The sequence below is a fragment of the Streptomyces sp. NPDC044063 genome (assembly GCF_056434285.1).
In genome coordinates this window covers 1-20,671 of the sequence record NZ_JBWKFM010000025.1, presented here as the reverse complement: position 1 = coordinate 20,671, position 20,671 = coordinate 1, and the positions used below count along the sequence as shown (strand labels likewise).

The following is a 20,671-nucleotide window of genomic DNA, read 5'->3' as shown; positions in this document are numbered from 1 at the left end:
TGGTTGGCCTCCCAGCCGTCCGGGAACTTCACCGTGACGCCCAGCCGCACCGGTTCCGTCGACGGGTGGTCGTCCAGCAGGCGGTCCACCCCCGCGCGGCAGACCACCACGCAGGCGTGCCGGTGGCGCGAGGCCAGGACGCACAGGCGGCCCGTCTCCAGGTGGAACTCCGTGGCGTCGGGGCGCCCCGACAGGGGGTGCAGCACCACCGTCAGGTCGAACTCGCGGCCCTGGAGCCGGTTGGCCGTGTCGACCGTCACCCCCGTGACGCCCAGCCCGGCCAGGGCCTCGCGGACGGCCGCCGCCTGGTCGCGGTGGGCGGTGCCCACCGCGATCCGGTCCGCCGTGAGCGGCGACGGCTCCGGGGCGCCCTCGTCCGTCACGGCCCCGCCCCGGTCCAGCACCCGCCGTACGACCAGCGCGACCGCGCCCACCGCCTCCGGGTCCGTGCGCGGCGTGTGGCGGGCGGGCAGCTCCAGCAGGCCCCAGCCGGACTCCGCCGCCTCGTCCAGCACCCGGTCCGGGCCCGAGCCGTCCGAGCGCACCGCGAACGCCAGATGCCGGTCCCCGGGGCCGGTGCCGCTGCGGAAGGGCGTGTACGGATAGAAGGCGTCCGAGACCAGCGGCGCCGCCGACGCGGGCAGCCGCCAGGAGACCGGGAGCCGGTGCTGCGGGAGCCCGGGATTGTGGGCGAGCAGCGTGCTCACCGCGCTCGCCGACGGGTCGTACGACAGGCCCGCCCACTGCTCCGCGCCCACCACACTGAAGGGGTCGAGCTGCCCCGGGTCGCCCACGAACAGGGCCCGGTCGAAGAGGCCCGCCACGGTCAGCAGCGCGTCCGACCGCATCTGGTACGCCTCGTCCACGATCGCGTGCCCCCACGGCTCGGCGACCTTGGTGTGCGCCCACTTCGCGGCGGTGGAGACCACCACGTCCAGCCCGGCGAGCTCGGCGGCCCTGGCCGAGGTGACGACCGAGCCGAGGGCGTCGAGCGCGGGGTCGTACGGCCGCCGGTCGCTGCTGTGCAGCCGGCCCACGGGCAGGTCGGGGTCCTGCTTGGCCAGGCGCAGCACGAGGTCGTCGACCTGGGCGTTGGTCTGCGCGACGATCATCAGCGGGTGGCCGGCGGCGGCGAGCTCCCGGGCCGCCCGGACCACGAGCGTCGACTTGCCGGCGCCGGGCGGGGAGTCCACGACGACGCCGCGGTGGGGGCCGTGGAGGGTGTCGCGCAGGATCGCGTCGGTGGCCTCGGCCGCCGCCCGGGCGGGGTCGAAGGCGCGTTCGCGTGCCATGCGTACGGTCACAGCAGGTCCTCCGCGGTCACGGGATCCGGGGCCTCGGCCGCGGCGGCCGGGGGTCCGCCGTGGGTCCAGGGCGTCAGCTCGGGGGCCGGCGGCTCGGGGCCGCCGCGCGGCGCGTGCTCGAAGAGGGTCCAGCAGACCGGCTCGCCCGGCTCCGGCACGGAGCCGGCCTCGGGGGTCCTGCCGCGGCCCATCCCACCCGTGAGCCGTACGGTCAGGGCGCCGTCCGGCTCACGACGGACGAACTCGGCGGACTGCGCCCGCCCGTCCGGCAGCACGCGGTGCAGCGCCACCCCGTCCGCGACGTGCGGGGCGTCGTCGGTGCGGACCGTCACCAGCGGGCGCGGGCGCGGAACCTTTGCCTCCGAATACTCCATGACCACGTCGGCGACGGTGCCCGCGAAGGCCTCCCCGGCCAGCCGGCGTCCGGCCATCACCAGCGGGTCGTCCAGCGCCTCCTGGGCGTCCAGCCGCGCCTGGGCCGTCTCCCGGGAGCTCAGCTTGCGGGCCGCCGTGACCGCGTCGTCGCGGCGCGGCTGCGGGGGCTCGCCGGCCAGGACGCGGTCGCGGTGCGCGGTGTACGACCAGCGGTCGCGCTTCCAGCGCTCGCCGACGCGGGCGCCCTCGGGCAGGGAACGCAGCAGGTCGATGCCGTGCCAGACGGCGTCCCAGGTGGGACGCAGCTGTCCCGCCAGCAGCGCGCGGATCTCCGCCTCGGCCCCGGCCAGCGCCCGCCGGGCCGGCTCCGCGAGGTGCGGCGGCGCCTGGAGCGCCCGCGCGCGGGCCAGGTCGTAGCGGGCGACGGCGGGGGCCAGCCGCTTGTTGTCGAAGACCGGGTCGGTCGCGGGGCCCGCGGGAGGGTGGACCAGCAGGTCGTCGGCGTCCCGGTCCAGCTCGGCCCGGAGCGCCGCCTCGGCGCCCGAGAGCCCCTCCGGCGGGTCGATCCAGGCCAGCAGGGCGCTCAGGCGCTGGTCCTCCAGGACGCTCTGGCCCGTGGCCCAGTGGCGGCCCAGGGTCTGGGTCATCGCCAGCAGCGTGGAGGAGCCGGGCACCCGGGCGCGCTCCCCGAAGTGCGTCAGCCAGCGGCCGAGCAGGGGTACCCGCGGGGGAGCGGGGTGCGGCGTCTCCGGGTCCTGCTCGGCGGTGCGGCGGAAGCGCATGGAGCGGCCGAGCAGACGGACGTACTCCACGCCGCCCGCGCCCGGCACCACCAGCTGCGGCGCGTCCGTGCACAGCTCGACCTCGACCGGCGTCTTCCGCCCGGTCACCGGGTCGGTCTCCCGGCGCTCCTCGCGCTCGACGGAGCCGGCGAACTCCTCGACGTACGGAAGCATCGCGTCCGCCAGCCCGGCGAGGAACGCGGAGCGCAGGTCGCGGTCGCGCGGCTGGGCCACGACGAGCAGCCGGGGCGCGTCGCGGTCGGTGCCCACCAGCGCGCCCAGCGGCGCACCGGCCTCACCGGCCGTGGTCAGCGGGACGAACACCAGCGGACGGTCGGACAGGTGGCGGTGGCGCACGGTGGTCAGCGGCCGGGCGCGGCCGTCCCGGGCGGCCTCCAGCCGGGCGAGGGTCTCGATCAGGGACACGGCACCGCTCCCGCCGCCGTCAGGGCCTCCGCCCGCAGGGTCGCGGCGCGGCGCAGCGCGACGACCGCGGGATCGCCGGGGTCGCCCGCCTCGCCCGCAGCGGCGGCGAGCACCGAGCCGATCGTGCTCAGGCCGCCGAGCTCGGCGCGCAGACCGCGGCCCAGGCTCCGTACCGCGTCCGCGGCCCGGGACCGGGCGCGGCAGTGGAAGGCCAGCTCGCAGGCGGCCAGGCACTCCGGCGCGTACGCCGCGCCGACCGCCTCGACGGCGGCGGCGAGCTCCTCGGCGGGCCGGGTGGGCGTCCGTCCGTCGTCGGACAGCCGGAGGTCGAAGCTCGTGCCCTCGGGGAGGGCGTCCGCGATGTCCGCGACGCCCGTGAGCCGCTCCAGCTGGCGGCGCGTCGTGGCCAGCTGCTTGCGGAGGTCGACGAGGGCCGCGTCGGGAAGGTTGGAGAAGTCCTTGGGGCAGACCAGGAGCGCGCTGGAGCGGACCTCGGCACCCCCGCCGACGTGCCCGGCCAGGGACTCCAGGGCCAGCGCGTACACCGCGGCCTGGCGGGCGGCCGCGCCCACCTTGGCCGCGTCCGCCGCGCCGTCGACCATGGCGAAGGACTTGATCTCCACCACCGTCCAGCCGCCGTCGGGGTGGACGACGACGGCGTCCGGCTCCAGATAGGCGGGCGTGCCGGCGACGGTCAGGGCCAGCAGGGGATGGTCCAGCAGCGCCCACCGGCCGGCGGCCGTGGCCTCGCGCAGGGCGAGGGCCGTACGGGCCGTGCGGCCCTCGGGTCCCGGGGCGGCGAGGTCCGGGGTGTCGACGTCCTCCGGGCCCGGGGGCGGGCCGGAGCCGTCGCCGAGCCGCTCGCACAGCAGGCGGATCAGCGCGGCGCCGCCCTCGTCCTTCACACGTGCCTCGAAGGCGTGGCCGCGGACGAAGGCGAACTGGGACTGGCCGAACGTCACCGGCGCGCCCAGCGCCCGGGCGAGGGCGGCCTTGTCGACCCCGGCGCCGTCGAGCAGGGCGCGGCGGTGGCAGCCGGGGTTGGCCGCGAGCGCGGCGAGCGCGCGGGCGTCGAGCGGCCGCGGCGCGACGGCCGGGCCGCGCAGCTCAGCGAGCCGCTGTCGCAGCGCCGTCGGCGCGGCTTTCTCCGGCCTCGCCCCGGGCCGGCTGACGGGGGATGTGGTCACTGGCGTCCGCCTCGCGAAGTCTCTCCGGCGCTCCCGGACGACCGGCTCCGGCCGGGGAGCCGGGGGAGGAGGTCCGGACGAGCGCAGTACCCGCCGAAGTCTCGCACCCGTCACTGACAATCGCGGGCGTCCCGGAGGTTTCCGCCGCCGCGCCGCCGGCCAGGCGGGCGCGGACGCGGTCGGCGAGCCGGACGACGGGGCCGGCCAGCAGACAGCCGGCGCCCATCACGGCCACGCCGGCGACGGCGTCGAGGAAGTAGTGGTTGGCGGTGCCCATCACCACGAGCGTGATGAGGACCGGGTACGCCGCGCCGGCGATCCGTACCCAGGTGCTGCGGGCGTGGCGCCAGAGCACGACGCCGCACCACAGGGCCCAGCCGACGTGGAGGCTCGGCATGGCGGCGTACTGGTTGGTGAGCCCGCCGAGGCCGCGTGGGGCGCTGGCGTCGCCGCCCCACCACCCGTACTCGGAGTACTGGTGCATCGTGTCGACGAACCCGTAGGTGGGGTCGAGGAGACGGGGCGGGCAGGTGGGCAGGAGGGTGAAGCCGATGAGGCCGATGAGGGTGGAGGCCATCAGCCAGGTGCGCATCCCGCGGTAGTGGCCGGGGCGGCGCCGGAAGAGCCAGACCAGGAGCGCGGGGGTGAGGAGGTAGTGCAGTGCGGCGTAGATGAAGTCCGCGGGTATGCCGAGCGCGGGCATGTCGGTGAACAGCCGGTTGAGCGGGTGCTCGAAGTTTATTCGGAACGTTTTTTCAAGATCGAGAATGGCCAGGCCGTGATCCACGGCGGACTGAACGTCTCCCCGGACCAGGAGCCGGCCCGCCGAGTACAGCCCGTACACCACGGCTATCAGTGGCAGTTCGGTCCACCAGCGCGGCCGCTTCCCGAGTGGTGCGGTGCGGTACATCCGGACGGCTCTCCATGTGATCAGGCGGCCAATAAGCGCGCTTGCAACCGTACGGTGTACGCCGCAGTGGTCGCACACCGCCCCAGGACTTCCCCGGAACCCCCGAGTCGGCGGGGAGGGAGACGCCGCCGCTGGCCAGAGGGTTGCCTGAGGGTGAAGTGAGTGATGATGGGGGCTGAACGGGACCGGTCCCCACGCCGGAACTGTCGCGAAAGTCACCGAAAACTCGTGAAGGGGCCCTCGCCATGGCACCGCGCATCCTGCTGGCCCGGCACGGACAGACGGAGTGGTCGCTGTCCGGGAAGCACACCGGACGCACGGACATCCCGCTCCTCGACGAGGGACGGCGTGGCGCCAAGCTGCTGGGCGAGCGACTGCACCGCGCGCCCTGGAACGCCCTGCCGGACGTCGAGGTGCGCACCAGCCCGCTGGCGCGCGCCCGGGAGACCTGCGAGCTGGCCGGCTTCGGCGACCGGGCCACCGAGTGGGACACGCTGATGGAGTGGGACTACGGCGCCTACGAGGGCATGACCCCCGACGAGATCAAGGCCGGCCGCCCGGACTGGCTCATCTGGCGCGACGGCGTCCCGGAGGGCGAGACCCGCGAGCAGGTGGCCGCCCGGGCCGACGAGGTCGTCGAGTGGGCCCGCTCGGCCGACCGCGACGTCCTGGTCTTCGCGCACGGCCACATCCTGCGCACGATCGTGGCCCGCTGGCTGGGCGAGGACATCTTCTTCGGCTCGCGCGTCCGCCTCGACCCGACGTCGCTGTCGGTCCTGGGCTGGGCCTACGGGGCGCCGGCCCTGGTACGGCTGAACGACACGGGGCACCTCGGCTGACCGTGACGCGGCGGGCGCGGGAACCGGTCCCGGGCCGGTCCTCGACGGGCCCGGCTCCGGGGCTTTCAGACGGCCTGTGACGCGGGCTCGTGCCGGGCGAGGAACTCCGCCACGGCGGGGTCCTCCGCGTGGCGGCGCAGCAGCCGTGCCGTGCTCGACAGCATCGCCCGGATCCGGGACGAGCGGACCTCCTCCAGCAGGTCCAGCGCCCGGCAGCCGGCGACGGCCGCCGCGTCGGGGGCGCCGGCCCGGGCCAGGTCGCCCGCCAGCTGGGCGGTGTAGAGGGCCGTGTTCCGCGCGAAGTGCGGGTCCTGCAGCTCCACCGCCCGCGCGGCGTGCTCCGCCGCCCGCCGCCAGTCGCCGAGGGCCGACCAGCACTGGGCCTCCAGGCCCTCCAGCTCCGCCTCCCCGAAGAAGGTCATCCATTCCGGGTCCGCGTCGCAGGAGCCCCGCTCGAACAGCGTCCGCGCGCGCAGCAGGGCCTCCTCGCAGGCGGCCCGGTCCCCGAGCCATGCCCAGCCGCCCGCCTCCCGCAGGGCCAGCAGGGACATCAGCCGCGCCGAGCCCAGCCGCCGGCCGGCGCGCTGCGCGGCTTGCGCGGCGCGCACGGCCTCGCGCGGCCGGCCTGCATCCCGGGCGAGGAAAGCGGTGTTACAGAAGGCATGAGCCTCCAACGCCGGATCACCGGCCACCCGGGCCGTCGCCAGGGCCTCCGCGTAGTGCGAGCGCGCGTCCGGGAAGCGGCCCGAGTCATGGGCCAGCCAGCCCACCGAGAGGGCGAGTTCGCCCGCGCCCGCGTGCAGCCGGTCCGCCACGGACTGCCGCCGGGTCTGCGCGTCGAGCAGCTCGTAGGCCGCCTTCAGCGGCCGCGCGGCGCGCCGGTAGAGGCCGTCCGCGCCGTGCCGGTCGTCGAGCAGCCGGATCCGCAGCACCGCCTGCTCGACGGCGCGGGCCTCGGGCTCGCCCGCCCGTCGCCGGACGGGGGTGCGGGGGGCGGCGCCCAGGGAGGCGGCGGCCATCGCGGCCGTGCCCGTGGTCATGAACGCGCGACGCAACACGTCGCTCTCCTTGCTGCTGTCGAAGGTGTCACCGGAGTTCCCGCCGGGGTCCCCGTCCTCCCCCGGGGGGGTACGGCTTTCGGCGGGGCTTCCGGATTGCCCGGACGGCGCGGAACCCTTTTTGCGCGCCCCCCGTCCACGCACCGTCTCGCGGGGTGCGAAGCCCATGTCCGCCGGCTCCCGGCCCGGGAACATATGCCGGAAGACCCGCTCGTAGGCGTAGTTCGGGCAGCGGATCTCGCCCGACTCGACGCGCCCGACATAGCGCGCGTCGCACGAGACGTGCTCCCCGATCTCACGGCCCGCCCTGCGCACCGCCGCCGCGAACTCCCCAGGTGAGCGCTGTCCGCGCAGTTCCCGGAAGGCGGTGTTGGGGCGTCGTGACGAGGACGCGTGGGGCGACGCCATGGCGGACCCTCTCCCTGGCGAGCCGCCCCGTGGGCGTCCCGCGGGGCGGGCGGCTGTGCTGCCGTGTGGCGTGATGACCGTACCGGTTGGCCAGGGGCCGCTCCGCCCGGTTTGGCTACAAACCGGATATCCCACCTGTCATCCGCCATGAACTGCCATCCTTTGCGGCGGCATGGCGCCGTAGCCGTTGACGCCCGCGGCCGTTGAACCCTCCGAGCGTGAGCGCGCTCGACGCGGAGTGGCACTGGCGTGAGGAGGGGTTTCCCGTGGTGAAGGCCGGAGTGGACATCGGCGGCGGCTCACGGACGACAGCGCTGCACCAGCCCCGTCAGGACCACAGCCCGTCCCCCCGCACCACCCGGGCCGGCGCCGAGGACGCCCGCCCCTGCGACCTCGTCACCGTCCCCGCCCGGCAGGGCCTCGAAGCCGTCGACATCCTCCGGCTGCGCGACGGCGTGGGCCCCGTGCTCCACGACGGGGAGGGCGACACCCTCGGCTTCCTCGTGCCCCCCGGCACCGCCGACCGCTGGGACCTGCCCGGCAGCGCCTGCACCCAGACCTATGGGCGCGGCCAGCGCGCCGGCGCCGACATGCCGCCCGTCAACGGCACCGGGTGGCTCGTCGCGCCCGACGCCGCGTACGCCGCCGCGACCGATCCCGTCGTGTTGCGGGCCGCGCTCGGGGAGGCGGCTCGCACGATCGAGGCCGTCGATCGCTGTCGCTGACGCCGAGGGTCCCGTAGCCCGTTCGCCGCGGGCCGCCGGTGGCTTGTCGCGCGGTTCCCCGCGCCCCTTGCACGGCTGGTCAGCGGTGATACTGGAGGGATGAGCAAGGGCAGGCAGAAGCAGGGGCGCGGGCGGGGTGCCGACGCGGTGACCGCGCGGGTCGACGGCGGGCTCGCCGAGCTCGTTCCCGACCGGGACCGGCCGCGCGGCCGGACCCTGCTGATCGACGGGGCGCCCCAGTCCCATGTGGACCTCGACGATCCCGCCCACCTCGACTTCTCCTACCAGCGCCGGCTCGGCCACACAGCCGACCTCGTGGCCCCGCCCGGGAAGCCGATCCACGCCCTCCACCTGGGCGGCGGCGCCTTCACCCTCGCCCGCTACGTCGCCTTCACCCGCCCCCGCTCCACCCAGCAGATCGTCGAGATCGACGCCCCACTGGTCCAGTTCGTCCGCGCCGAGCTGCCCCTGGAGAGCGGCTGGCGGATCAGGGTGCGGGGCGGGGACGCCCGCGAGGGGCTGGGGAAGCTGCCCGACGGCTGGGCGGACCTGATCATCGCGGACGTCTTCAGCGGCGCCCGCACCCCCGCCCACCTGACCAGCACCGAATTCACCGGCGAGGTCCGCCGGGTGCTGCGGCCCGGCGGCTTCTACGCCGCCAACCTCGCGGACGGTCCACCGCTCGCCCACCTCAAGGCGCAGATCGCGACCGCCGGGACGGTCTTCCCCGAGCTGTGCCTGACCGCCGACCCCGCCGTGCTGCGCGGGCGCCGCTTCGGCAACGCCGTGCTGCTGGCCTCCGACCGGGAGCTGCCGGTCGCCGAGCTGACCCGGCGGGCCGCCACCGACCCGGTCCAGGGCCGGGTCGAACACGGCCGCTCCCTCGCCGACTTCACCGGCGGCGCCGCCCCCGTCACCGACGCGGACGCCCGCCCCTCGCCGGCCCCGCCGCCCTCCGTCTTCGAGTGACGGCCGCCGCCCCCGGCGGCCCTCAGCCCGGGGCGAGCCGTCCGGTCCTGGCCACCCGGGCGTACCAGCGGGCGCTGGACTTGGGCGTCCGGGCCAGCGTGGCGTAGTCGACGTACACCGCGCCGAACCGCTTGCTGTAGCCGTGCGCCCACTCGAAGTTGTCCAGCAGCGACCAGAGGAAGTAGCCGCGCACGTCGGCGCCGTCGCCGAGGGCGCGCAGTACCGCGTCGAGGTGGGCGTGGAGATAGGCGATGCGGTCGGGATCGTGCACCGCGCCGTCCCCGCCCGGCTTGTCGTCGTAGGCGGCACCGTTCTCCGTGACGATCAGGGGCAGCCCCGGGACCTCCCGCGTGAAGCGCATCAGCAGGTCGTACAGGCCCGTGGGGTCCACGGCCCAGTCCATCGCGGTGCGCTGGCCCGGCGGTTGGTGGAACGCCACCCGTCCGGCACCCGGCCACGGGGACGGCCCGCTCGCGCCGGAGCCCTCGGCGGCCGACACCACCATGGGGGAGTAGTAGTTGACGCCCAGCGCGTCGAGGGGCTGCCGGACGACGTCCGTGTCGCCGTCCCGTACGAAGGACCAGTCCGTGATCGTCGCGGTGTCGGCGAGGAGATCGGCCGGGTAGGCGCCGTGCAGCATGGGGCCGGTGAAGATCCGGGTGGCCAGGGCGTCGATGCGCCGCCGGGCGTCGAGGTCGGCCGCGGCGTCCGTACGGGCCCGCACGGCGCCGGGGTTGAGGGCCACGGTCAGCCGGGCCCCCGCGGGCAGGACGCCGCGCAGCGCCTGGGCGCCCAGGCCGTGCGCCAGGTTGAGGTGGTGCGCCGCGCGCAGCGCCGCCTCGTCGTCCGTGCGGCCCGGGGCGTGGATCCCGGCGGCGTAGCCCAGGAAGGCGCTGCACCAGGGTTCGTTGAGGGTGCTCCATGTGCCGACCCGGTCGCCCAGCGCCTCGCCGACCAGGTGCGCGTAGTCGGCGAACCGGAGTGCCGTCTCCCGGGCGGGCCAGCCGCCCGCGTCCTCCAGCTCCTGGGGCAGATCCCAGTGATAGAGCGTCAGCAGCGGCTGGATCCCCTGCTCCAGGAGGTCGTCGACCAGCGCCCGGTAGAAGTCGAGGCCCCGCCGGGAGGCGGGCCCCCGGCCGGTGGGCTGCACGCGCGGCCAGGAGACGGAGAAGCGGTACGCGCCCAGCCCCAGCTCGGCCATGAGGCGTACGTCGTCGTGGCGGCGGTGGTAGTGGTCGGTGGCCGTGTCGCCGGTGTCGCCGTCCCGGACCCGGCCGGGCGTGCGGGAGAAGGTGTCCCAGATGGAGGGCGTGCGGCCGTCCTCCCGGGCCGCGCCCTCGATCTGGTAGGCGGCCGTCGCGGTGCCCCACAGGAAGCCGGGCGGAAAGGTCACGGTCATGGAAGTCGCTCCCGGGGTCGGTGAGGGCGGGGAGGCGCGGCGGTCAGCCCTTGACCGCGCCGCGCATGACGCCGCCGACGATCCGGCGGCCGAGGAGGGCGAAGACCAGCAGCAGCGGCAGCGTGCCCAGCAGCGCCCCGGCCATGACCACGGCCTGGTCGGGCACATAGCCCCGGCCGAGCCCGGTGAGGGCCACCTGCACGGTCGGGTTCTCCTGGGTCAGCGCGATCACGGGCCAGAAGAAGTCGTTCCAGGACTGCACGAAGGAGAGCATGCCCAGCACGGCCATCGCCGGCCGGGCCACGGGGAGGACGAGGTGCCACACCAGGCGCAGGCTGCTCGCGCCGTCCACGCGGGCCGCCTCGATCAGCTCCGTGGGCAGCGCCTCCAGCAGGTACTGCCGCATGAAGAAGACGCCGAAGGCGCTGACCAGCGTGGGCAGCACCACGGTCGGCAGCCGGTCGGTCCAGCCCAGCCGGGCGACGACCATGAACAGCGGGACGACGCCGAGCTGCGGCGGGACCATCATCGTGCCGACGGTCAGCGCGAGCAGGGCGCCCCGCAGCCGGAACCGCAGCTTGGCGAAGGCGAAGCCGGCGACCGTGCAGAAGAGCACGGTGCCGAGCGCGGTCGTCCCGGCCACCAGCGTGGTGTTGAACAGCGCGAGCCCCATGCGGGCGTCGCTCCACGCCGTGCCCAGGTTCTCCGCGAGCCGCCCCCCGAACCACAGCGGCGGCGGGGTGCGGGCCAGCCGGGCGTCGTCGTGCGAGGCGGCGACCGCCGTCCAGAGGAGGGGCAGGAGCGAGCCGGCGGTGAACAGCGCCAGGACCCCGTAGGCGACCGGGCCCGGCCGCCGGTGCGGGCCCGGTCGGGATGCCGTGGCCATGGGCCCCTCTCACCGGTCCTTCCGCAGCCCGCGCGCGATCAGGGCGTTGACCACGGCCACGAGCAGCAGCAGGAGGAACATGGTCCAGGCGACGGCCGAGGCCCGCCCGAGATGGAAGTGGAACCAGCCCTGCTCGTAGAGGTAGAGCCCGAGCGTCTGGAACTGGTGCGAGGCGCCGCCCTTCTGACCACCCGCCCCGCCGAACAGCAGTGGCTCGCCGAAGAGCTGGGTCGCCCCGATCGTCGACACCACGACCGTGAACAGGATCGTCGGCCGTAGCGCCGGCACGGTGACGTGCAGGAACTGCCGCAGACGCGACGCGCCGTCCAGCGCCGCCGCCTCGTACAGCTCGCCGGGCACCGCCTGGAGGGCGGCCAGGTAGATGAGCGCGTTGTAGCCCGTCCACCGCCAGATCACGATCGACGACACGGCCAGCCGTGAGCTCCAGACGCCGTTCTGCCAGTCCACCGGGCCGATGCCCGCCGCGCCCAGGGCCCAGTTCAGCAGGCCGTAGTCGCGCCCGTAGAACAGGACGAAGACCAGGGTGGCGGCCGCGACCGAGGTGGCGTACGGGGTCAGCAGGGCGACCCGCCAGAACGTGGCGGCGCGCAGCCGGTGGTGCAGCAGATGGGCCAGGCCCAGGGCCATCAGCAGCTGGGGGACGGTGGAGAGCACCCCGAGGACGAACGTGTTGCGCAGCGCGTTCCAGAAGAATTCGTTGCCGAGCAGCCGGGCGTAGTTGTGCAGCCCCACCCACACCATGCGGTCCGGGGCCGTCAGCTCCACCCGGTGCAGCGAGGCCCAGCCCGTATAGAGGAGGGGGAAGAGTCCGAACGCGGCGAAGAACACGAAGAACGGCGCGATGAACGCGTACGGGCTGTAGCGCAGGTCCCAGCGGTAGAGGCGGCTGCGCCGGGCGGCCGGGCGGGCGGGGCCCCGCCGGCGGCCCGCCGGGCCGGCCTCCGCCTCCTCCACCGTCGTGGTCGTGGCGGTCATTCGTCCACCGCGTTCTCGATCTCCTTCTGTGCCGCCGCCCAGCCGGCCCGCGGGGACCTGCCCTGCTGTTCGACCTGGGGGATACCGACGTCGGTGAACGCCGTGCCGATCTGTGCCTCCTTCGGGCCGTGGACCAGCAGCGGGACGGAGCGGGCGGCCGCGGTGAAGACCGACCCGATGGGGGCGTCGCCGAAGTAGGGGTTCCGGGCGTTCTGGACCGACGGCAGGGCATAGGCGGCCGGGGCCGAGGGGAAGCCGGCCTGCCGGTCGAAGAGCCGGGCCTGCTGGGCGGGCGCCGTCAGCCACACGGCCAGGTCGATCGCCGCCCGCTTGTGCCGGGCCGCCGTCGGCACGCCGATGAAGGAGCCGCCCCAGTTGGCCGGGCGGGGCGCGGCGGCCACGTCCCACTGACCCTTCCCCGCGGCGCCCGACTTCGCCTTGATGTAGCCGAGCATCCAGGGCGGGCAGACGACGCTGGCGAAGCGCCCGTTGGCGTAGGCCTGGTCCCAGGGCTTCTCGAACTGCTTGAGACGGGCCGTCAGCCCGGAGCGCACCGCCTCCATGGCCAGGTCCCAGGAGGCCCGCACCGCCCGGCCGCTCCGGTGGAGCGGGTGTCCGGCACGGTCGTAGTAGCGCTCGGGGTAGCCGTGGACGGAGGCGTTGTAGAGGCCGGCCGCCGAGTCGGTGAAGACCGTGCCCGCCGGGGCACGGCGGGCGTACGCCCGGCCGGCGTCGAGGTACCTCCGCCAGTCCCCGGCCCACAACCGGCCGACCTCCTCCCGGTCGGTGGGCAGCCCGGCGCGCCGGAAGAGGTCCTTGCGGTAGCACACGGCGATCGGCCCGATGTCCGTGCCGAGGCCGATGACGCGGCCGTCGGGAGCGGTGGCCTGGGCCCACTTCCACGGCAACCAGCCCTGCCGGCGGACGCCCGGCGCCCGGGAGAGGTCCTCGAAGCGGTGGCCCCGGGCGGCGGCCAGCTCGTGGACGTTGCCGATCTCCATGGCTTGGACGTCGGCGAGTCCGCTGCCGGCGGCGAGATGGGTGAGCAGCTGGGGGTAGTAGGCGTCGTTGCGCTCGATGACGCTCTCCACGATCGTGACGCCGGGGTGGAGCCGCTCGTACTCCGCGTAGAGGCCGGCCTGCTTGTAGCCGAAGACACCGAAGGTGCCGACGGTGATCGTGGTGTGCCGCCCGGCACCGCCCCGGGCGGCCGTACCGTCCCCGCCGTCGCGGGTGCAGCCGTCCAGCAGACTGACCACGAGGAGGAGGGCCGTGGCGGCGGCGAGAAGCAGTGCCCGCCGCCGGTAGGGCCCGCTCTGCCAGGCGGTCACCCTACTGTTCGGGGACGACGTTCTCTGCCTGCGGGCCCTTCTGCCCCTGGACGACGTCGTACGAGACTCTCTGGTTCTCCACCAGCTCCTTGAAGCCCGTGCTCTTGATGGCGGAGAAGTGGACGAACACGTCCGGGCCCCCGTCGTCCTGCTCGATGAAGCCGAAGCCCTTCTCGGCGTTGAACCACTTCACTTTGCCCGTCGCCATCGGTCATGCTCCTTCATCCGGTTACCGGCATCTGAGCATTCCCGGACCGGCGGCGAACTTCCCCCGGCCGCGCCGTATGTCACTCGTGAGGGCTACAAAACAGAAGGAGCCCGGTCCGCTTGCGCGAACCGGGCTCCCGGTGAGGGTGAGTAACGGGACTCGAACCCGCGACATCCTGGACCACAACCAGGTGCTCTACCAGCTGAGCTATACCCACCACGTCCGGCGTTTGTTTCCGTGTTTCCCACCGGCCGAGAAAAAGTGTACAGGGTCCGGAGGGGTGCTCGCTCCCAGCTTTCGCCGTGCCGGGAGCGAGCTGCGTCACTATGCCTGGCTGCGGCTTTACGCCTGGGCGGGCAGGACGTGCCGGGCCGCGACGGCCTTCGCCGTGTCGGAGTCCGGACCGGGCTGCGGTACGAAGATCGCCTCGCGGTAGTAGCGGAGCTCGGCGATCGACTCGCGGATGTCGGCGAGCGCCCGGTGGTTGCCCGACTTCTTCGGGCTGGCGAAGTAGGCGCGCGGGTACCAGCGGCGCGCCAGCTCCTTCACCGAGGACACGTCCACGATCCGGTAGTGGAGGTGCCCCTCCAGCGCGGGCATGTCCCGCAGCAGGAATCCACGGTCGGTGCTGACCGAGTTCCCGCACAGCGGGGCCTTGCCCGCCTCCGGGACGTGCTCGCGGACGTACTCCAGGACCTGGCGCTCCGCTTCCTCGAGCGTCGTCCCACCGTCCAGCTCCGCGAGCAGCCCGGAGGCCGTGTGCATCTGGCGCACCACCTCGGGCATGGTGGCGAGTGCCTCGGCGGGCGGGCGGATGACGATGTCCACGCCGTCCCCGAGGATGTTCAGCTCAGAGTCGGTGACCAGGGCGGCCACCTCGATGAGCGCGTCGGACGACAGCGAGAGCCCGGTCATCTCGCAGTCGATCCACACCATGCGATCGTTCATACCCCTCACCCTACGGGGCGCTCCCGCTGGCCGGGCAGGCGCGGAGCATAGAGGTCACCGTCCGGCTTGCCGGGATCGGCGGGGTTGATCGCGTGTCCCCCGCCGTGCCCGCCACCGTGTCCCGCATGGCCCATATGACCGCCGTGTCCCACATGGGACGGGGAGGCGCCCAGGGGCGCGCCCGTCACCGCGTGGGCGGCCGGAGCCATGGCCGGACGCCGTACGCCCATGAGCGACGGCTCGCCGGACCGGTGCTCGACCGGGTCCGGCCGGTCGAACCGGTCACCCCGGTCCGCCCGCTCCGGACGGTCCGCCCGCTCGCTCCGCTCCGGACGCTCCGGGCCGCCCTGCGGCCGGCGCGCCCGGTAGGCGGCCCGGTAGGCGGCGGGGGAGGACCCCAGCTGCCGGCGGAAGTGACCGCGCAGGGCCACCGGCGAGCGGAAGCCGCAGCGTCCGGCGACCTCGTCCACGGAGTAGTCCGAGGTCTCCAGGAGCCGCTGCGCCTGGAGCACCCGCTGGGTGATCAGCCACTGCAGCGGGGCGCTCCCGGTGAGCGAGCGGAACCGCCGGTCGAAGGTGCGACGGCTCATATAGGCGCGGGCGGCCAGGGTCTCCACGTCGAACTGCTCGTGGAGGTGCTCCAGCGCCCAGGCGACGACCTCGGCGAGCGGGTCGGCGCCGATCTCCTCCGGTAAAGACCTGTCGAGGTAGCGCTCCTGCCCGCCGCTGCGGCGGGGCGGGACGACGAGACGGCGGGCCAGGGCCCCCGCGGCGTCGGCGCCGTGATCGGTGCGGACGATGTGCAGGCACAGATCGATGCCTGCCGCGGTGCCCGCGGACGTCAGTACGTCACCGTCGTCGACGAAGAGCTCCCGCGGGTCCACATGGACCGACGGATAGCGCTTGGCGAGCGTGGGCGCGTACATCCAGTGGGTGGTGGCGGGCCTGCCGTCCAGCAGCCCCGCGGCGGCCAGTACGAAGGCCCCGGTGCACAGCCCGACGATGCGGGCACCTTCCTCATGCGCACGGCGCAGCGCGTCGAGCGCGGCGGCCGGTGGCGGCTGGGTGATCGACCGCCAGGCCGGTACGACGACGGTGCCGGCCCTGGAGAGGGCCTCCAGTCCGTACGGTGCGGTCAATTCCAGGCCGCCGGTCGTTCGCAATGGCACATCTTCGCCCGCGCACACCAGCAATCGGTAGCGGGGGACTCCCGCGTCCTGGCGGTCGATGCCGAAGACGGAGAGCGGAATGGAGCTTTCGAAGATGGGGCCACCGCTGAACAGAAGTACGGCGACGATCTCCCGGCGGCGGCGTCCGGAGAGCTTGCGCGCGGCCTCCGGTGCGGTCGTGGAGTCCTGGCTCATGGCGCTAAGCCCCCCTCGGCGGTCGAGTCCTCTCGGTCCTGCACGTTTCCCCTCGGTCCTGAACGGTTCCCCCGCCGGTCATGGCCAAGATCGAATCTACTGCGTCGTTCGGAGACGCGGTGACCAGTTCACCACCCGCCTCTAAGTCGACATGACAACTTGGCGCGAAGCGTTCGATCACGAAGCGTTGCACTTGCAGGCCCCGGTGAAAAGTACGCCTCTCGCCCATGCCCACTGTCCGTAGGCGGCAACCGCCCTCCGGGCCCGTTTCCTTGCTGGTCGACCGGCTGCTGGAGGGGTCTTTGGCCAAGGTGTGAAGTTCGGACCCAACTTGGCTGAAAACCAGTGGGTGCAGGCGTACGAAGGGGTCAGCCGAGGGGTGATCCAGGGGTCTGGTGGCGGGCTCCGCGATGGCTCCCGCCACCCGTCCGGCCACGCCTCCCGCGGTGCGGAATGGATTGTTCCGAGGAGACCCTGGCGGCGGTGCGCGCCGACTGGCGCAGCAGGGCGTGGCAGACGCAGGTGAGGGCCACCAGACCGGCCGCGGTGCCGGCCGCGCCACCGAAGGACTGACCGCACATCAAGAGGACGACGGGAACCAGAGCGCAGCTGAACGCCGCCCAGCGGACCACGTCGCTCACCGGATCGGGGGACGCCCCCTCGGTGGTGTCCTCGCGGGCGTCATCTCGGGTCCCGGGCACGAGCGGCTCCCTGCTGGCGGCTGCTGGGGGTAGTACGCGGTACTACAACGGCGCCCCGGGGGCCTGGGTCACTGGGGAGTGGGTACCAGTGAGTAGAGCCGGGGCCATTGCGCTACGCGCCGCGCTCGTGCATGCTCCGGGGAACGCCCGCGGGGGCTCGTTCCCGTGCGGCGACCCCTGGGCAGGCGGTCACTGTCGCCGTACCCTGGGGGGTAAGCACTTGAAAAGATGAATCCCGGACGGATTTGGCCGTCCAAGATCCATCAGGGGCGCGACCCCGACAACTCCAACCAGTCCACCGCCCTTCCCCTCGACACGAGGCTTCCTACGCCGAGACACCGATGGCCGGTCACGAATTCTCCGAACCCGCGGACCGCAAGCGGATCGCCGATCACGCGGCGCATCCCGAAGCGGCGGAAGAAACACGTCATTCCTGCGATCCGGCGTTCCAGCACGGCGTCGTGGTGGGCTTCGACGGCTCCATGTCGAGCGAGCGAGCGCTTGCGTATGCAATCGGAATGGCCCGGCGGTCGGGCTCGGGCCTGATCATCGTGCATGTGGCCAACCGGCTGCCCACGACCGTCTGGGCCGGCTGCGAGCCGCCGGTCTTCGTCGATGTCCCCGATCACCGGACCGAGGTGCTGGGCCTTGAGCTGGCCTGTGCCGACTATTTGTCCGAAGTGCCCTGGATTCTTGTGGAACGCGGCGGGGACATCTGTCACGAACTCGAAGAAGTCGGGCGGGAGTACGCGGCGGACGCGATCGTGGTCGGCTCCACGCACGGCCTGGTCGGGCGGATCTTCGGCTCGGTGGCGGGCCGGCTGGCCCGGCGCGCGCAGCGGCCGGTCGTCGTCATCCCGTAGCGAGAGCTCCCCGGCGTCATTCCGTGACGAGCTCCCCCGGCGCGCCCCGATGCGCCCGCGCTCCGCGTGTACGCCCGGCGTGCCTCCCCCGTCACATCCGTCCCGGATGTCAACTCCCGTGCGCCGAAAGCCGGATGGCGTGGAGTGGTGCTTGACGGACGACGGAATCTACCCGCGCGTAGAAGGTGCCCCGGGCCGTGGCCACGGGTAGGAATCCGGCACACGACGCTGTCGTGCCGCCGGACGGGAGGTGACGGTTCCCGGGAACGGCGGCATCACCGCCGGCGTGAGGGCGACGCCGGCACAGGGGAGGCGGCCCTCCCCGCGCGCGTGGTGGCACGCGTGGGGAGGGCCGCCCTCTCGTACCTGTCGCGGACAGGTGCGGACAGGTCCGAGAGGCTGTGAGGGCCCGCGGCCGGAGGCCGGCCGGGCCCGGAGGCGGCGACTACTCGACCGTGACGGACTTCGCCAGGTTGCGCGGCTTGTCGATGTCGCGGCCCATGGCCTTCGCCGTGTAGTACGCGAAGAGCTGCAGCGGGATGCCCATGAGGATCGCGTCCAGCTCGTCCTCGTTCTTCGGCACCACGATCGTGTGGTCGGCCTTCTCCTGCTCCTGGTGCGCGACGGCGAGGATGCGGCCGCTACGGGCCTTGATCTCCTCCAGCGCGGCGCGGTTCTTCTCCAGCAGCTCGTCGTCCGGGACGATCGCGACGGTCGGCATGGCGGGCTCGATGAGCGCCAGCGGGCCGTGCTTGAGCTCGGAGGCCGGGTAGGCCTCGGCGTGGATGTACGAGACCTCCTTGAGCTTCAGCGAGGCCTCGCGGGCCACCGGGTAGCCGCGGACGCGGCCGATGAACATCATCGACTTGGCGTCGGCGTACTCCTTGGCCAGCTCCTCGATCTGCGCCTCGTTGGCCAGGATCTCCTCGATCTGGCCGGGCAGCTTGCGCAGGCCCTCGATGATCCGCTTGCCGTCGGCGACGGACAGGTCGCGGGTGCGGCCCAGGTGGAGGGCGAGCAGACCGAAGGAGACCACCATGTTGGTGAAGCACTTGGTGGAGACGACGCAGACCTCGGGGCCGGCGTGGACGTAGATGCCGCCGTCGGTCTCGCGGGCGATCGCGGAACCGACCACGTTCACCAGGCCCAGGACGCGGGCGCCCTTGCGCTTGAGCTCCTGGACGGCCGCCAGCACGTCGTAGGTCTCACCGGACTGGGACACCGCGATGTAGAGGGTGTCGGGGTCCACGACCGGGTTGCGGTAGCGGAACTCGGAGGCCGGCTCGGCGTCCGCGGGGATGCGGGCCAGCTCCTCGATCATCTGGGCGCCGATCTGGCCGGCGTGGTACGAGGTGCCGCAGCCGAGGATCTTGACCCGGCGCACCGCGCGGGCGTCGCGGGCGTCGAGGTTCAGGCCGCCCAGGTGCACGGTGGAGAAGCGGTCGTCGATGCGGCCGCGCAGCGCGCGGTCCACGGCGTCGGCCTGCTCGTGGATCTCCTTGTGCATGTACGTGTCGTGGCCGCCCATATCGTACGACTCGGCCTCCCACTCGACGGTGGTCGGCTGGGCGGAGGTGGAGGAACCCTCGGTGGTGTACGTGCGGTAGTCGTCGGCACGCAGGGTGGCCATCTCGCCGTCGTCGAGGGTGACGACCTGGCGGGTGTGGGAGACCAGGGCCGCGACGTCGGAGGAGACGAACATCTCCTTCTCGCCGATGCCCAGGACGACCGGGGAGCCGTTGCGGGCCACGACGATGCGGTCCGGGAAGTCGGCGTGGAGGACGGCGATGCCGTACGTGCCCTCGATGTGCTTGACGGCCTCGCGGACCTTCTCCTCCAGCGTGCCGGCCTCGGAGCGGGCGATGAGGTGGGCGAGGACCTCGGTGTCGGTGTCGGAGACGAAGACGAAGCCCTCGGCCGTCAGCTTGGCGCGCAGGTCGGAGGCGTTGTCGATGATGCCGTTGTGGACGACGGCCACCTTCTCCTCGGCGTCGAGGTGGGGGTGGGCGTTGACGTCGTTCGGGGCGCCGTGGGTGGCCCAGCGGGTGTGGGCGATACCGGTGGTGCCGTTGAAGCGCTTGGGGAGGCGGGCCTCCAGCTCACGGACGCGGCCCTTGGCCTTGGCGGCCTTCAGGCCACCCGTCTTGCCGCTGGCGTGCAGGGCTATGCCGGCCGAGTCGTAGCCGCGGTACTCCAGGCGCTGCAGCCCCTCCAGCAGCAGCGGCGCGACATCACGCTTGCCGATGTATCCGACGATTCCACACATAGGTGACCCTCCCAGGTAAGAGATCAGCGGCGCCCGAAGGCGACGACGACGGCGATGGAAGCGATGAGGCGGCCGTGCGGGGCCGCCTCACCGTGTGTCCCGGCCGCTGGTTCAGCCGTAGACGATGCGGCGCAACTGCCGCAGTGAGAGCTCGGGTGGTGCCACGGCGCGGTGCGGCAGCTCCGCGGCGATCCGCTCGAAGATCTCCGTGTTGTTCATCCCGCCGGACTGCAGTTCGCGGTGGCGGCGGCGGACGAACTCCTCGGCCGTCTCGTCGAAGTACGCCAGGACGTCCAGGACCACCCGGGCGGCCTCGCCGCGCTGAAGCGGCGTGCTGCGCACCAGGTGATCGACCAGGTCGTCGTGGGACATACGGCGTTCGAGCACCCGTCGATATTGAGGGCTACGGACGGCGTTCGCAAGAATCCTGCCCGATATCGGGCAAGGAAGCCAGGGAATGTGAGGTGAATCTGCCCGAATCGCCTGAAGATCACCGCTTGTGCCGTGACGCAGGTCTCTCCGCGCGCCACCATGGATCGCACGCCGCGGGCCGCACGCCGCGGGCCGCACGTCACGGGCCGCACGTCACGGGCCGCACGTCACGGGCCGCATGCCGCGGGCCGCACGCCGCAGGGGGGGGGGGGGGGGGGGGGGGGGGGGGGGGGGGGGGGGGGGGGGGGGGGGGGGGGGGGGGGGGGGGGGGGGGGGGGGGGGGGGGGGGGGGGG

19 protein-coding genes and 1 tRNA gene are annotated in these 20,671 nt (G+C 73.7%); 4 read left to right on the top strand and 16 right to left on the bottom strand.

Going from position 1 to position 20,671, the window contains the following annotated elements:
- The 4 genes from AC07BS_RS26405 to AC07BS_RS26390 all read right to left on the bottom strand — a co-directional run.
- A partial coding sequence (locus AC07BS_RS26405) for an AAA domain-containing protein (RefSeq protein ID WP_478934741.1) occupies window positions 1–1,292 on the bottom strand: 1,292 nt, incomplete at its 3' end.
- Window positions 1,293–1,300: 8 nt separating this feature from the next.
- Window positions 1,301–2,887 (bottom strand): hypothetical protein, encoded by a 1,587-nt coding sequence (locus AC07BS_RS26400; RefSeq protein ID WP_478934689.1) that lies wholly within the window; start codon window positions 2,885–2,887, stop codon window positions 1,301–1,303.
- On the bottom strand, window positions 2,878–4,074 hold the full coding sequence (locus AC07BS_RS26395; RefSeq protein WP_478934688.1) for a hypothetical protein: 1,197 nt from the start codon (window positions 4,072–4,074) through the stop codon (window positions 2,878–2,880). The genes AC07BS_RS26400 and AC07BS_RS26395 overlap by 10 nt, the downstream gene beginning before the upstream one ends.
- Complete coding sequence (locus AC07BS_RS26390) at window positions 3,995–4,984, bottom strand: phosphatase PAP2 family protein (protein ID WP_478641822.1); 990 nt, start codon at window positions 4,982–4,984, stop codon at window positions 3,995–3,997. Before AC07BS_RS26390 ends, AC07BS_RS26395 begins: the two co-directional genes overlap by 80 nt.
- A 245-nt stretch (window positions 4,985–5,229) precedes the next feature.
- On the opposite strand from AC07BS_RS26390, the gene AC07BS_RS26385 reads away from it, so the two are divergent.
- Window positions 5,230–5,823: a histidine phosphatase family protein gene (locus tag AC07BS_RS26385; protein ID WP_478641819.1), complete on the top strand. Its 594-nt coding sequence runs from the start codon at window positions 5,230–5,232 to the stop codon at window positions 5,821–5,823.
- 65 nt (window positions 5,824–5,888) lie between these two features.
- On the opposite strand, the gene AC07BS_RS26380 is transcribed toward AC07BS_RS26385, so the two are convergent.
- A complete protein-coding gene (locus tag AC07BS_RS26380; RefSeq protein ID WP_478934687.1) occupies window positions 5,889–7,289 on the bottom strand; it encodes a tetratricopeptide repeat protein in 1,401 nt (466 codons plus the stop codon).
- Window positions 7,290–7,555: 266 nt separating this feature from the next.
- Here AC07BS_RS26380 and AC07BS_RS26375 point away from each other — a divergent pair, with 266 nt between their 5' ends.
- Together AC07BS_RS26375 and AC07BS_RS26370 are read left to right on the top strand one after the other, a co-directional pair.
- The gene (locus AC07BS_RS26375) at window positions 7,556–8,014 is read left to right on the top strand and encodes a hypothetical protein (RefSeq protein WP_478642148.1); all 459 of its coding nucleotides are present in this window, start codon (window positions 7,556–7,558) and stop codon (window positions 8,012–8,014) included.
- A 99-nt stretch (window positions 8,015–8,113) separates the two neighbouring features.
- A complete protein-coding gene (locus tag AC07BS_RS26370; RefSeq protein ID WP_478641815.1) occupies window positions 8,114–8,983 on the top strand; it encodes a spermidine synthase in 870 nt (289 codons plus the stop codon).
- A gap of 22 nt (window positions 8,984–9,005) precedes the next feature.
- Here AC07BS_RS26370 and AC07BS_RS26365 read toward each other — a convergent pair whose 3' ends face one another.
- From AC07BS_RS26365 to AC07BS_RS26325, 9 genes are all read right to left on the bottom strand, one after another.
- Window positions 9,006–10,382, bottom strand: a complete 1,377-nt coding sequence (locus tag AC07BS_RS26365; RefSeq protein WP_478641814.1) for a GH1 family beta-glucosidase — start codon at window positions 10,380–10,382, stop codon at window positions 9,006–9,008.
- Window positions 10,383–10,425: 43 nt separating this feature from the next.
- Window positions 10,426–11,268: a carbohydrate ABC transporter permease gene (locus tag AC07BS_RS26360; protein ID WP_478641813.1), complete on the bottom strand. Its 843-nt coding sequence runs from the start codon at window positions 11,266–11,268 to the stop codon at window positions 10,426–10,428.
- Between the two features lie 9 nt (window positions 11,269–11,277).
- Window positions 11,278–12,264: a carbohydrate ABC transporter permease gene (locus tag AC07BS_RS26355; protein WP_478641810.1), complete on the bottom strand. Its 987-nt coding sequence runs from the start codon at window positions 12,262–12,264 to the stop codon at window positions 11,278–11,280.
- Window positions 12,261–13,595 (bottom strand): ABC transporter substrate-binding protein, encoded by a 1,335-nt coding sequence (locus tag AC07BS_RS26350; RefSeq protein ID WP_478934686.1) that lies wholly within the window; start codon window positions 13,593–13,595, stop codon window positions 12,261–12,263. Before AC07BS_RS26350 ends, AC07BS_RS26355 begins: the two co-directional genes overlap by 4 nt.
- 1 nt (window position 13,596) lies before the next feature.
- Window positions 13,597–13,803, bottom strand: coding sequence for a cold-shock protein (locus AC07BS_RS26345; protein ID WP_478641807.1), 207 nt, complete (start codon window positions 13,801–13,803; stop codon window positions 13,597–13,599).
- A gap of 144 nt (window positions 13,804–13,947) precedes the next feature.
- Window positions 13,948–14,020, bottom strand: a tRNA-His gene (locus AC07BS_RS26340).
- Between the two features lie 125 nt (window positions 14,021–14,145).
- Complete coding sequence (orn, locus tag AC07BS_RS26335; RefSeq protein ID WP_478641806.1) at window positions 14,146–14,751, bottom strand: oligoribonuclease; 606 nt, start codon at window positions 14,749–14,751, stop codon at window positions 14,146–14,148.
- 5 nt (window positions 14,752–14,756) lie between these two features.
- Complete coding sequence (locus AC07BS_RS26330; protein WP_478641804.1) at window positions 14,757–16,115, bottom strand: helix-turn-helix domain-containing protein; 1,359 nt, start codon at window positions 16,113–16,115, stop codon at window positions 14,757–14,759.
- Window positions 16,116–16,483: 368 nt separating this feature from the next.
- Window positions 16,484–16,816, bottom strand: coding sequence for a hypothetical protein (locus AC07BS_RS26325; protein ID WP_478641802.1), 333 nt, complete (start codon window positions 16,814–16,816; stop codon window positions 16,484–16,486).
- Between the two features lie 341 nt (window positions 16,817–17,157).
- Between AC07BS_RS26325 and AC07BS_RS26320 the strand changes: the two genes are divergently transcribed.
- Entirely contained in the window at window positions 17,158–17,679 is a 522-nt protein-coding gene (locus AC07BS_RS26320; RefSeq protein ID WP_478641799.1) for a universal stress protein, read from the top strand.
- 445 nt (window positions 17,680–18,124) lie between these two features.
- Here the strand turns inward: AC07BS_RS26320 and glmS are convergent, their stop codons facing one another.
- A complete protein-coding gene (gene glmS, locus AC07BS_RS26315; protein ID WP_478641798.1) occupies window positions 18,125–19,945 on the bottom strand; it encodes a glutamine--fructose-6-phosphate transaminase (isomerizing) in 1,821 nt (606 codons plus the stop codon).
- Between the two features lie 111 nt (window positions 19,946–20,056).
- The gene (locus AC07BS_RS26310) at window positions 20,057–20,332 is read right to left on the bottom strand and encodes a hypothetical protein (protein WP_478641797.1); all 276 of its coding nucleotides are present in this window, start codon (window positions 20,330–20,332) and stop codon (window positions 20,057–20,059) included.
- Window positions 20,333–20,671 lie beyond the last annotated feature (339 nt).